This is a genomic window from Sulfitobacter sp. 1A13368, from assembly GCF_043557275.1.
Taxonomy (GTDB): domain Bacteria; phylum Pseudomonadota; class Alphaproteobacteria; order Rhodobacterales; family Rhodobacteraceae; genus Sulfitobacter; species Sulfitobacter faviae.
This window is the reverse complement of the sequence record NZ_JBIFFR010000002.1, coordinates 634,573-646,705: the sequence shown is the minus strand read 5'-3', so window position 1 is coordinate 646,705 and position 12,133 is coordinate 634,573. Positions and strand designations below refer to the sequence as shown.

Sequence of the window (12,133 nt, the reverse complement as noted above, 5' to 3'; positions counted from 1 at the left end):
GCTTGGGTTGCGGACTATACAAACGCAACTTTTGGGGTGATGGGCGTGACCGCGAAGAAGATCCTTGTTGTTGATGACGATGCGAAGATCCGGACGCTTCTGAGGCGCTGCCTTGAAAGCGACGGCTACCTTGTGACCGAGGCGCATGACGCGCAGAGCGTGGGCGCGGCCTTTGCGGCGGAGGCTTTCGATCTGGTGACCTTGGATCTGAACCTCGGCGCGGAGGACGGGCTGGACATCGCGCGCGACCTTCGCCGCGATCATGACGTGCCGATCTTCATGGTGACGGGCAAGGACGATGTGATCGACCGTGTTGTCGGGTTGGAACTGGGCGCGGATGACTATCTGACCAAACCCTTCCATGTGCGTGAGGTCTTAGCCCGTGTAAAATCCGTCCTGCGGCGCAGCGGCAAGCGCGAGGCGGAGGCGCCCGCACCGCAAAGCGCGGAGCCGTGGCTTGCGCTTGATGGGCTCAAGATCAACCTCGACCGGATGCTGCTGGTGGGCCGGAACGGGCAGGAGGGGGATTTGACCACGGCTGATTTCAAACTCTTGGCCGCCTTTGTGAACCACGCGAAAAAGCCCTTGTCGCGGGACCGGTTGATGGATCTGATCGACGGGCAGAACTGGGCACCCTTGGACCGAACCATCGACAACCAAGTGGCGCGGCTGCGCAAGAAGGTCGAGCGTGATCCGGCGCGTCCGCTTTTGATCAAAACGGTGCGCGGGGTGGGCTATGTGCTGACCGAAAGCCCCACCGCCACCTCGGGTTAGTCTTGTAACAAGGCGCGAAACGCTTCGGCCAGATCCGCTTGCCTATAGGGTTTGCGCAAGAGGGCGAAGGCATGGCTCTCTTCCTCGCCGCGCAGGACGTTTTCGGAAAATCCCGAGGTGATCAATATTCGCAGATCGGGCATTTCCGCCGCGACCCGTTTGGCCAGCGCATGGCCCGACAACTCCCCCGGCATCACCAGATCGGTAAAGACCACGTCGATGTCGTCACGGTCTTGCAGGATGTCCCAAGCCGCATCGCCGGTGGTTGCCGTGACGCAGTCGAACCCCAGCGACTCCAGCCGCCGTTCCGACAGGCGCAGGACCATCGGATCGTCTTCGACCAGCAACACGCGCAGGCCGGTGCCGATACCGGCGTGCTGCTCTGGCGCGTCGCTGGAGGCCGCCCGCGTGCTGGTGCTGTCCACGAGGGCGGGGAAATAGAGGCTGATCGTCGTGCCCTTGCCCAATTCGCTGTAGATCGCGATATGCCCGCCGGATTGTTTGATGAAGCCGTAAACCATCGACAGGCCCAGCCCCGTGCCTTGGCCGACCGGTTTGGTCGAAAAGAACGGCTCCATCGCGCGGGTGCGGGTCTCAGCAGACATGCCTTCGCCCGTGTCCGCGATCGACAGGCGGATGTAGTTGCCCATGTCGATGCCGATTTCCTGTGCGACATAGGTGTCGTCAAGCTGCATGTTGCGCGTTTCCAGCGTGATTTTCCCGCCCGAAGGCATGGCGTCTTGGGCATTGAGCGCGATGTTCAAAACGGCGGTCTGAAGCTGGGTGGCATCCACCTTGGCCTGCCAAAGGTCCTCGGCAAAGCCCGTCTCGACCGCGATATGCGCGCCGATGGTGCGTTTGAGCATCGCCACGGCTTTGGAGACTTCGGCGTTGAGGTCGATCTCCGCCGCGTTCAGCGTGGTCTTGCGGGCAAAGACCATCAGGCGTGAGGTGAGATCGGCCCCGATCTCTGCCGCCTCCAGCGCGTCCGAGATCAGCGCGCCGCTTTTGGCCGAGGTTTCCGACATCTCCAGCAGTTCCAGATTGCCGATCACGACCGTCAGAAGGTTGTTGAAATCATGCGCGATGCCGCCGGTCATCTGGCCGATGGCATCCATCCGTTGCGAGCGGGCGGTGGCCTCCTCGGCGGCTTTTCGGCGCGACAGATCGTGCATGATGCCGACAAAGGCGACCTCGCCCGAGATATCGGCGCGGCCCACGGAAAGATGCAGCGGGAAGACACTGCCATCCGCGCGCAGCCCTTCCACGTCGCGGCCCACGCCGATGATGCGTTTCTCTCCGGTCTCGAGATGGTGGCGCAGAAAGCCGTCGTGTTGAACGGCCATATCCCCCGGCATCAGCATGCGCACGTTCTGCCCTACCAGATCCTCGACCGGATGGCCGAAGAGCATGGCCGCCGCCTTGTTCACCCGCAGGATATTGCCCGCGTGATCCGCCACCACCATGGCATCGACGGCTGCGTCCAGAAGGGCCAGCAGAACGGGGCTTTCGTCGTTGATCTTCATGCAAGGGTTCCGTCTGTAGGGGCTGCGGGGCAAGGCATCCGATAGCGTGAGAGCGGGCGGGGGCGCAATGCAGGGCGGGGGCGCCTCAAGTGCCCGAGGGCTGCCTCCCGAACCACGCCGGCCCTACCACTGGATCGCTTCCAGATAGTCGAGCAGATTGGCGAAATCGGTTTCCAGCACCTCCCCATCCGCGCCGCCATTGGGGTAGACGTGGCGCAGACCCACCGCGGAAAAGTCCGGCATGGGCGAAGAAGGATCGTCTTTCGCAAGCTGGCCCATGACAAAGCGGCTGACAAACTCGCGCGGGAAGTAGCCGTCGTTGCGCTGTTTCAGCCCGGCCAAATCCGGTGGCACCACATCCAGATGCAAGGACATCGGACCGCCCCCTTCGCCCTGCGCCCCGTGGCAGGCGGCGCATTCCTTGGCATAGACCCGCTGGCCCGCGCGCACCCGGTCGGTGTCGTCAGAAGACCCCTCCGAACAGGCGGAGAGGAGGGCGCAGGATAGCCCGGTGAGGGCAGCGAGGTGAGGGCGCATAGGGGGTCCTTTCGATGGGCGTTAGTGTGACAGAAGCACAGGAAAGGCGCTTTGTTCAATCAGGCTGCGGGTCGTGCCGCCAAAAACCATCTCGCGCAGGCGGGAGTGGTCATAGGCGCCCATGACGATCAGATCGGCCCCGGTTTCTTTGGCGCGTTTCAGGATGGCGGTGCCGATGTCCTCTCCTCCGCTGGCATATTGTTGTACCGCGACCTTGCAGCCTTGGTGGGTCAGCCAGGCGGCGACATCGGTCCCGGGGTTTTCCCCGTCATAGGCCGAGATCGAGACCGGATCGAAAAGCGCCACCGTTACCTCCCGCGCATTGCGCAGGATTGGCAGAGCGGCGCGGATCGCCCGCGTGGCGGGAATGCCCGCTTTCCATGCGACGAAGACCGATTGCGGGGTCAAAGCCAGTTTGGCCTGCGCGGTGTTGAGCAAAACGGGCGCGGCGGACTCGAAGAGGGCGGCATGGACGATGTCCTCAAACAGGCGCTTGTCCTCGCGCAGGTCCGTGCCGATAAGCACCGCGTCACAGGTCAGCCCCGCCCGCGCCACCGTGTTGCGCAAGGCGGAGGCATCGCCACAGACCGCGCGCACATCCGCGCTGGCGCCTTGATCGGTGAGATACTGCGAAAATTCCGCGCGCTGTTTTTCGACCGCCTCGCGGGCCGCGTCCACATCCGCCTGCCAGCCCGCCGGGAGGGAATAGGTGCTGAGTTCGCCCACCCCCATCGAATAGACCGGGACGGCAGGGGTTTCGCTGAGCAGAAGAACGATCAGATGCGTGCCCCGGGTCTGCGCCTCGCGGGCGAGGGCCTCAAGCTGATTGGGCCGGGCATCGACCCCCAGAACGGCTGTGATGGTGGCATTTTGCATGGCGACGCTCCTCATGTGACCACGGCCATTATGGGGCAGGCTGGGCGCGGCTGCATTGATCTGGATCAAGCGGGAGGAGGACTGCGGAAAGAACCGTAGGCGGCATGCGCCGGAAAAGGGTATCGCCCCCGCGCAAAGGGGGGCGATACCTGCGTCAGTTAAAAGCTGATCGACGCGGTCAGGCTGACAGTGCGGCCCGGTTCGGTCAGGGGCACCACATTGGCAAGCCCAAGCCCATCGGAACTGCGGCTTGCATAGGTCGCGTCGAACAGGTTCTGCACGTCCATGCGCACGTTCAGGTTCTCCATCCGCCGCGGTTTGTATTCCGCGTAGAGATTGACCACCTCATAGCCGTCGAGCGACACATCGGTATCGTCGTTCTCCAAGGCGATCTGCGCGGTCGCGCCGATACGCCATTCCTCGGTCACGTCATAGCCCGCTTCGAAGCCAAAGATATGGCCGACCGGACGGCCAAGGTAATAGGCGGTCGTGGCGGTTGTCGCGTCGTTGGTTTGCACATCGGCATAGGTGTAGTTCAAGGTCGCGAAGCCGCGCGCGCCGGTATAGGTGACCGACCCGTCGAAGCCGCGCGATGTCAGATCGTCCACAGCACCGCGTGCGCCGCTCGAGGGCAGAACGGCGTTGATGTCTTCGATCTCAGTGTCAAACAGCGCGCCTTTGACCGCCCAAGGGCCACTGTCGTAACGCAGGCCCAAACGCACCGCATTGGCGCGCGAGGTGGTGAAGCCGTCATAATTCCACGGGGTGCGGAAGTTGACCAATGCAGCCTCGCCCAACTCATAACCGCCCCAGCTGGAGGCAGCCCCTGCGTTGAGGGTCCATTGATCGTTCAAGACGTAATCGATCGAGCCATTGACGCTGGCGCCGCTGGCGTCGAAATCGCTCCCATCCGCGCCTTCGAAGGATGCCCAATCATAGCGCCCGCCGTAGGACACGGAGATGCGGTCCGACAGATCCTGCCGTGCCTGCGCGAAGATACCGATGTTGCTAAGCTCTTCGCGGCCGCTCGAACTGCGCGGGCTGACCGTGTTGTCATAGCCTTCGGCGCTTTCATCAAAGAAATCGACACCGACATTGACGCTGCCGTTGCGCAGGGTGAATTCGTTGCTCAGCACACCGCTGAAGCTTTTGTTAACCCCGTAGAGCGAGCCCACATCCATCGCCTGCTCGTTATAGCTGAGCTGTGCATAGGGCGCCCAGATGCCTGATGGGTTCTCATCCTCATAGGTCAGCGTATAGGAGGTGCGCTGCGACAGCGCTTCGTAAAGCACCGTGTCGCGCCCGATCACATCGGCAAAGTCGGGGCGGATGAAGCCACCTTGAGACGCGCGCAGGCCATTGTCGGTTGTCTCAGACGCCGAAAAGCTCAGACGTTTGCCGCTTTGCGAGGTATAGGCGAATTTCGCGATATAGTCGGTCAGGTCCGCCGCCGTGCCGGTGATGGTGCTGCCCGAGCCGTCATCATAATCGTCGCCCGTCGCGCGCGTGCCGCTCAGCAGATATTCAAAACCGTCGTTCTGCCCGAAGAGGGTCAGGGTGTTGCGGAACCCTTGGCCATTGCTGCCATAGGACAGCGTGTAGCGACCCCCAAAGGGATCGTCCCCGTCCAACAGGTCGCGGGCGTCTTTGGTGGTATAGGCGATAGAGCCCGCCAGCGCGTTTGGCCCCTGATCCGCCGGGGCAAGCCCCGCGCTGACCTCAACGGATTTCAGCAAGGCCGGATCCAGCAGAACGTTGCCGGTATGGTGGAAGGCCGATTTGTTCTGTCGCGCGCCATCGATGGTGACGGAAAGCAGGCTTTCCTCGATCCCGTTCACATAGACCTTCTGCGCGATCGGCGCGCCGCCGCTGGCGGTGATCGCGGATTCGCCGGCAAAGACATCGGCCACGGTGGCCGGGTTGCGCTGTTCGATTTCGGTTTCGGTGATCTCGTCATTGCCCAAAACAGCCTGAGCGGCTGAGGTCTGAATGCGCAGCACACCGAGATCGAAGGCGGTGTCGTCTTGCGCGTAAGCGAGAGTGGCGGTCGAGCACATCAGCCAAGAGAGCGCGACGCGCTTGGCGGTATTGGTTTTCATTTTATTGTCCCTTGTAGAAATCCTTGGCTGGCTGGGACTCATGAAACCGCTTGCTTGCTCTGCGCGGATAGTTGCGACAATCCGCCGAAATGTTCAAGGCGCGGATTTGGCTAAAGCGGGAGGGTGGCGGCTGCGGCGTTGGATTTCTACGCGGGTGCCTGGTCTTTAAGCAGACCGGTTTGGAGGACGGCGACGTCGAGGCTTGCGCGGCGACTGACCAGCGTCTTCGTATCGGGGGAAATAAGCACCACGCCCAAGGCGTTAGTGGCGGAGAGACAGGGATTCGAACCCTGGGAACCCGTGAAGGCTCAACGGTTTTCGAGACCGCCCCGTTCGACCACTCCGGCACCTCTCCGCGGGGGTCTGGGGGGTCCGTTTAGTCGCCTTTTCCAGCAGTGGCAAGAGGGGTTTTGCGCATCAATTGAAAGTTTGGGGATTTTCATTGCGCCGAGGCTGGTAGAGCCTAAGTTTAAAGGCAGAATTCTGCGAAAGGACCGCCCATGTTTCGCCAAAACCGAATGATTGCAGCCCCCTTTGTCATGGCGTTGATGCTGCTCGTCGCGCTTGCCCTGCCGCTGCGGGCGGCGGATCGCGGCGCGTTGGAGCGGTTTTTGGAGGTAACCGGCTTTGACGTGGCGTTGGAGAGCATCCGCCTGTCCGCCGATTCTGCGCCTGAAATGTTGGGGCTGCAAAGCAAGGATTTCGGCTCGGAGTGGTCGCGGCTGGTGCGCGATGTCTTTGACACCGAGTTGATGCACGACATGGCGATGGATATCCTTGCCGAGACGCTCAGCGATGACCTGTTGGATCATGCCGCCGGATTCTATGCCTCCGATCTGGGCCAGCGTTTGGTGGTGGTCGAGAACAAAGCGCATATGGCTGAGGATGATGGGCTGAAGGCCGAAAGCGGTGCCGCCATCATCGCGGGGCTCGAGCGGATCGGCTCCCCCCGGTTGGAGACCCTGCGGCGCTTGAACGTGGCCAGCGATGTCGAGGAAATCTCGGTCCGGGCCGTTCAAGAGGTGCAGATTCGTTTCCTTCTGGCCGCCGCGGGCGCCGGGGTGATCGAATTGCAGATGGAAGAGCCGGACCTGCGCGGGGCGATGCGGGCGCAGGCGGATGAGCTGGGCGCGCAGATCGCCGCTAACGCGCTGGCCAACGCCGCCTATACCTATCAATCCTTCTCGGACGAAGACCTTGCCGCCTATGCCGAGGCGTTGGAGCATCCCAAGATGCAGCAAGTCTATACGCTGATGAACGCCGTCCAATATGAGATCATGGCCAACCGGTTCGAGGCCGTGGCCGCGCGACTTGCGGCCATGCAGCCCAGTCAGGACATCTGATGCGGGCTTGGGTTTTCGCGCCGCTTCTGTGGCTTCTGGCGCTGCCCGCTTGGGCCGACGCGCGGATGACCGTGCTGGTCGATCTGTTGGAGCTTCGGCAGGCGGCGGTGATCCTCAGCGACGAAGGGCAGGCCCATGCGGAGGTGCTGAACCAAGACATGCTGGCCGGGCAGGGCGGCCCAGCATGGCAGATGCAGGTCGAAAGCATCCACGATCCCGAGCGTATGGTCGAAATGGTTCGCCGCGCCTTGGAAGAGACGATGACGGCGGAGGAGGTCGAAAAGGCGATCGCCTTTTATTCCACCGAACTGGGGCGCCGGATCGTCGGGCTGGAGAATGCCGCCCGCGCCGCCATCGCCGAGCCTGAGATTGAGCAGATTGCGAGGGCGAACTATGGGGTCCTGGCGGGAGACGGTGATCCCCGGGTGACTTTGATCCGCCGGTTGATCGACGCTTCCGATATGATCGACCGCAATGTTGGCACGGCACTCAACAGCAATTTCCAATTCCTCCGCGGCATGCGCGATGGCGGCACGCTGGAGGACAGTGATGAAGACCTCTTGGCCGATGTTGGCGCCGATTTGGATGCGGTGACCGAAGACACCTCCGTCTGGTTGCACGCCTATATGCTGCTCGCCTATCACCCTTTGGCCAACGCCGAAATCGCGCAATATGCGGCCTTTGCCGAGACACCGGCGGGCCGGGCGCTCAATCGCGGGCTTTTCGACGGATTCGGTCGGGCCTATGAGGATATCTCTTACGGGCTGGGGCGCGCATTGGCGCTGAACATGGTGGCCGAAAGCCTCTGACAGGCCCAAGGGGCAGGGCCAAGAAAACCTACTTGACTTGCCCCGCCATTCCGAAGATAAGCCCGCATCCCGGCGGGTAATCCGTTTTCGGGATTGTTTTTTAATGACGCCCCATGGGCGCGCTGTTCGAGGCGGATCGGCCGGAAAGCCGTCCACAAACTCCCAAGCGGGGGCCACAGAACGCGGATGACAGAAAAGGAAGACGCATGTTTGCGGTCATCAAGACAGGCGGCAAGCAATACAAGGTTCAAGCGGGCGATATGCTGCGCGTTGAACGTATTGCAGCCAATGCTGGCGAAACAGTCCAGTTTAACGAAGTTCTGATGCTGGGCGGCGACAGCCCCGTGCTCGGCGCGCCCACGGTCAAAGACGCAGGCGTTCAGGCCGAAGTCGTTGATCAGATCAAAGGCGAAAAGGTCATCAACTTCGTCAAGCGCCGCCGGAAGCACTCTTCCAAGCGCACCAAGGGTCACCGTCAGAAGCTGACGCTGGTCAAGATCACCGACATTCTCGCCTCCGGCGCAGAGAAGTCGGGCGTATCCGAAGCTGTCGGCACAGGCTCCGTAAGCGCCGCCGCCGTGGCTGCCATCACCGGCAAGACCGATGAGGCTGCGCAGATCAAGAAGGCCAAGAAGGCGAAAGCCACCAAGGCCGCTCCGAAAGCCGAGAAAGCCGACCAGATGTCGGAAGCCGGCGCGGACGACCTGAAGGCGCTGAGCGGCGTTGGCCCCGCGCTTGAGAAAAAGCTGCACGAAGCGGGCATCACCTCCTTCGCTCAAATCGCAGCATGGACCGAAGCGGATATCGCTGAAGTTGACGAGAAACTGTCTTTCAAAGGCCGTATCCAGCGTGAAGGCTGGGTCGAACAGGCCAAAGAAAAGACCAAAGGCTAAGGAGAGACCGAGATGGCACATAAAAAAGCAGGCGGTTCATCCCGTAACGGGCGCGACTCAGCTGGTCGTCGCCTTGGCGTGAAAAAATACGGCGGCGAAGCCGTCATCCCCGGCAACATCATCGTGCGTCAGCGCGGCACCAAGTTTTGGCCTGCCGAAGGCGTTGGCATGGGCAAGGATCACACGATCTTTGCAACCGTCGACGGCGCTGTGACCTTCCACAAGGGTCTGAAAAACCGCACGTTCATTTCGGTTCTGCCACGCGCGGAGGCCGCTGAATAAGCCGTACCCCAAAGGGTTTGAAAAAATCAGGGATCGGCGATACCGCCGGTCCCTTTTTCTTTTCGGGAAGACCCCCCAATGTTTTTGTTTTCCAGTTCAGGGCCCATTGGCCTGCCGGGCCGTTTTTCCGCTCTTTGCGGGGTGCGGCTGAAATTTGATAAAGTCGTTACATTCGGCAGGGAGGAATATGTCGAATGTGTCAACGCCTCGGCGCGCGGCTTGCGCGTGATCGGGGCAGGGGCGGCCCGTTTGGCCAAAGGCCCCCAATCCAGTCTGTTCGGAGGAGGAACATGACGATGCAGTTGGAAGCGATTGTGAACCAACCCCTTATTGAGACAGAGCGGTTTGATCTGCGCCCGGTGCGCCGGTCCGACATGGGCATGATCGAGATGTATGCCAGCGACCCGCGGGTCGCCAATGCAACATCCTCGATCCCGCATCCGCTGCCGCCCGGCAGTGTCGAAGCCTATGTGAGCCGTGCGATGTCCGATGACCGTGAAGAAGACGTCTGGGTCATGGACGGTACCCGCGCGGATAGCTCCGAGGTGATGGGCGTGATCTCCCTCACCCGGCTTGACCGCAACCAATCCGAAATCGGCTATTGGGTGGCTCCGGCGTTCTGGAACACCCATCTGGCCTCGGACGCGGTGCAGGCTTTGGTGAATGCCAACCCTTTGGGCAATGATGCGCTTTTTGCCTCTGTTTTCCATGACAACCCGGCTTCGGCCAAGGTGCTGACCAATGCTGGCTTTGTCTATCTCGGCGACGCGGAAACCTATTGCTTGGCCCGCGATGCTGCCGTACCCACATGGACCTATAGCCGCAAGCTGTAGCTCCGTTTCCCGTGCCTGAAAGGCAAGACCATGAAGTTTCTCGACCTGTGCAAAGTCTACATCCGATCCGGTGCCGGGGGCGGCGGCTGTGTGTCGTTCCGGCGTGAGAAATATATCGAATATGGTGGCCCGGATGGCGGCGATGGCGGCACCGGCGGCTCGGTCTGGGCCGAGGCGGTCGATGGGCTGAACACGCTGATCGACTTTCGCTATCAGCAACACTTCTTTGCCAAGAACGGCCAGCCCGGCATGGGCAAACAGCGCACCGGTAAGGACGGCGAGGATATCATCCTGCGGGTGCCCGTGGGCACGGAGATCCTCGACGAGGATCAGGAAACCGTCATCGCCGATCTGACCGAGCTTGGCCAGCGCGTGCAGCTTGCGCGCGGCGGCAATGGCGGCTGGGGCAACCTGCATTTCAAATCCGCGACCAACCAAGCCCCCCGCCGCTCGAACCCCGGGCAAGAAGGGGTGGAACGGACGCTTTGGCTGCGGCTCAAGCTGATCGCCGACGTTGGCCTGCTGGGCCTGCCCAATGCGGGCAAGTCGACCTTCCTTGCAAGCACGTCGAACGCGCGGCCCAAGATTGCCGATTACCCATTCACTACGTTGCACCCCAACCTTGGCGTGGTCGGTGTCGATAACACTGAATTCGTGGTGGCGGATATTCCCGGCCTCATCGAAGGCGCCTCCGAAGGGCGGGGTCTGGGCGATCTTTTCCTTGGCCACGTCGAGCGTTGCGCGGTGTTGTTGCACCTTATCGATGGCACCTCCGAAACCGTGGCGGAGGATTACCACACCATCATCGGAGAGCTGGAAGCCTATGGTGGCGATCTGGCAGAAAAGCCGCGTGTCACTGTGTTGAATAAAGTTGATGCATTGGATGAGGAAGAGCGCGCAAGCCGTTTGAAAGAATTGGAAAAAGCTTCCGGCGGAAACGTGATGATGATGTCCAGTGTGGCTGGCGAAGGCGTGACGGAAGTATTGCGCACCCTGCGCCAGAATATCGACGAAGACCGCCTGCGTTTCCGCAGCACCGAGGAAGAGACGCCTTGGCAACCCTAAGCACCGCCCGCCGTGTCGTGATCAAGATCGGCTCCGCCCTTCTGGTGGACCGCGATAGCGGCAATCTGCGCCGGGACTGGCTGACTGGATTGGCGCAAGATGTCTTGTGGCTCAAGGGCTTAGGCTGCGATGTTGTGCTGGTATCCTCGGGCTCCATCGCGCTTGGCCGGGGTGTTCTGGGCCTTCCGCCGACCGTCTTGGCGCTGGAACAGGCGCAGGCCGCCGCGGCGGTGGGGCAAATCCGCCTTGCCCGGGCCTATGAAGAGGTGCTGGCCCCCCATGGCATCACCACGGCGCAGGTGCTGGTAACGTTGGAAGACAGCGCCAACCGCCGGCGCTACCTCAACAGCCGCGCGACCTTGGAGCAGCTGCTCTCGCTCGGCGTCGTGCCCATTGTGAATGAGAATGACACGATCGCGACCGACGAAATCCGCTTTGGCGACAACGACCGTCTCGCTGCGCAGATCGCGGTGACGGTGGGGGCGGATCAGTTGATTTTGCTCTCCGATGTGGATGGTTTCTACAGTGCCAACCCTTCGCAGGACCCTACCGCGAAACGTTACGATGTGATCGAGAGCATCACGCCCGAGATTGAGGCGATGGCCGGTGATGCCGGGTCGGGCCTGTCCAAAGGTGGCATGAAAACCAAGCTGATGGCCGCGCGGACGGCGACAACGGCGGGCTGTGCGATGGCGATCACCGATGGGTTCGTCATGCGCCCGCTCACCGCGCTCGAAGGTGGGGCAAATGCCACTTGGTTCAGCGCGCAAAGTGACCCACAAGCCGCGCGTAAGCGCTGGATTGCCGCGATGAAGCCGCGCGGGGCGGTGACCTTGGACGCCGGAGCCGTGGCGGCATTGGCGCGGGGCACATCCCTCTTGCCGGCCGGGGTGACCGCCGTTGAGGGGCGTTTTGAACGGGGCGATAGCATCGCCATGTATGACCCCGCCGGTCATGCGGTGGGTCATGGTCTCAGCCGCTATTCGGCGGGGGAGATCGGGCAGATCAAGGGCCACAAGAGCGCAGAGATCGAGGCGCTGTTGGGCTACCCGGGGCGTGCGGCTTTGATCCATCGCGACGATATGGCGCTCTAAGA

General features: G+C 61.9%; 12 protein-coding genes and 1 tRNA gene. 8 read left to right on the top strand and 5 right to left on the bottom strand.

Going from position 1 to position 12,133, the window contains the following annotated elements; translation table 11 throughout:
* Positions 1 to 39 precede the first annotated feature (39 nt).
* Entirely contained in the window at positions 40 to 774 is a 735-nt protein-coding gene (locus tag ACGYK4_RS06765; protein ID WP_394448093.1) for a response regulator, read from the top strand.
* Here ACGYK4_RS06765 and ACGYK4_RS06760 read toward each other — a convergent pair.
* From ACGYK4_RS06760 to ACGYK4_RS06740, 5 genes are all read right to left on the bottom strand, one after another.
* The gene (locus tag ACGYK4_RS06760; protein WP_394455704.1) at positions 771 to 2,300 is read right to left on the bottom strand and encodes a PAS domain S-box protein; all 1,530 of its coding nucleotides are present in this window, start codon (positions 2,298 to 2,300) and stop codon (positions 771 to 773) included. The two genes, ACGYK4_RS06765 and ACGYK4_RS06760, sit on opposite strands and share 4 nt — an antisense overlap.
* 123 nt (positions 2,301 to 2,423) lie before the next feature.
* On the bottom strand, positions 2,424 to 2,837 hold the full coding sequence (locus ACGYK4_RS06755) for a c-type cytochrome (RefSeq protein ID WP_394455703.1): 414 nt from the start codon (positions 2,835 to 2,837) through the stop codon (positions 2,424 to 2,426).
* A gap of 21 nt (positions 2,838 to 2,858) precedes the next feature.
* Positions 2,859 to 3,713 (bottom strand): universal stress protein, encoded by an 855-nt coding sequence (locus ACGYK4_RS06750; protein WP_394455701.1) that lies wholly within the window; start codon positions 3,711 to 3,713, stop codon positions 2,859 to 2,861.
* A 158-nt stretch (positions 3,714 to 3,871) separates the two neighbouring features.
* Positions 3,872 to 5,812 (bottom strand): TonB-dependent receptor domain-containing protein, encoded by a 1,941-nt coding sequence (locus tag ACGYK4_RS06745; protein WP_394455699.1) that lies wholly within the window; start codon positions 5,810 to 5,812, stop codon positions 3,872 to 3,874.
* Between the two features lie 265 nt (positions 5,813 to 6,077).
* Positions 6,078 to 6,167 (bottom strand) — tRNA-Ser (locus ACGYK4_RS06740).
* A gap of 145 nt (positions 6,168 to 6,312) precedes the next feature.
* Between ACGYK4_RS06740 and ACGYK4_RS06735 the strand changes: the two genes are divergently transcribed.
* The 7 genes from ACGYK4_RS06735 (at position 6,313) to proB (ending at position 12,131) form a co-directional block, all read left to right on the top strand.
* Positions 6,313 to 7,155 carry a DUF2059 domain-containing protein gene (locus tag ACGYK4_RS06735; RefSeq protein ID WP_394455697.1) on the top strand — a complete coding sequence of 281 codons (843 nt, stop codon included), beginning with the start codon at positions 6,313 to 6,315 and terminating at the stop codon, positions 7,153 to 7,155.
* Complete coding sequence (locus tag ACGYK4_RS06730; protein WP_394455695.1) at positions 7,155 to 7,964, top strand: DUF2059 domain-containing protein; 810 nt, start codon at positions 7,155 to 7,157, stop codon at positions 7,962 to 7,964. Before ACGYK4_RS06735 ends, ACGYK4_RS06730 begins: the two co-directional genes overlap by 1 nt.
* Positions 7,965 to 8,170: 206 nt before the next feature.
* On the top strand, positions 8,171 to 8,857 hold the full coding sequence (locus ACGYK4_RS06725) for a 50S ribosomal protein L21 (RefSeq protein WP_067262097.1): 687 nt from the start codon (positions 8,171 to 8,173) through the stop codon (positions 8,855 to 8,857).
* A 12-nt stretch (positions 8,858 to 8,869) separates the two neighbouring features.
* The gene (gene rpmA / locus ACGYK4_RS06720; RefSeq protein WP_067262095.1) at positions 8,870 to 9,139 is read left to right on the top strand and encodes a 50S ribosomal protein L27; all 270 of its coding nucleotides are present in this window, start codon (positions 8,870 to 8,872) and stop codon (positions 9,137 to 9,139) included.
* Positions 9,140 to 9,435: 296 nt separating this feature from the next.
* Positions 9,436 to 9,972, top strand: coding sequence for a GNAT family N-acetyltransferase (locus ACGYK4_RS06715; RefSeq protein ID WP_394430247.1), 537 nt, complete (start codon positions 9,436 to 9,438; stop codon positions 9,970 to 9,972).
* 30 nt (positions 9,973 to 10,002) lie between these two features.
* Positions 10,003 to 11,037: a GTPase ObgE gene (gene obgE, locus ACGYK4_RS06710; RefSeq protein WP_394407730.1), complete on the top strand. Its 1,035-nt coding sequence runs from the start codon at positions 10,003 to 10,005 to the stop codon at positions 11,035 to 11,037.
* Positions 11,025 to 12,131, top strand: coding sequence for a glutamate 5-kinase (gene proB, locus ACGYK4_RS06705; RefSeq protein WP_394430001.1), 1,107 nt, complete (start codon positions 11,025 to 11,027; stop codon positions 12,129 to 12,131). The genes obgE and proB overlap by 13 nt, the downstream gene beginning before the upstream one ends.
* The last annotated feature ends 2 nt before the right edge of the window (positions 12,132 to 12,133 follow it).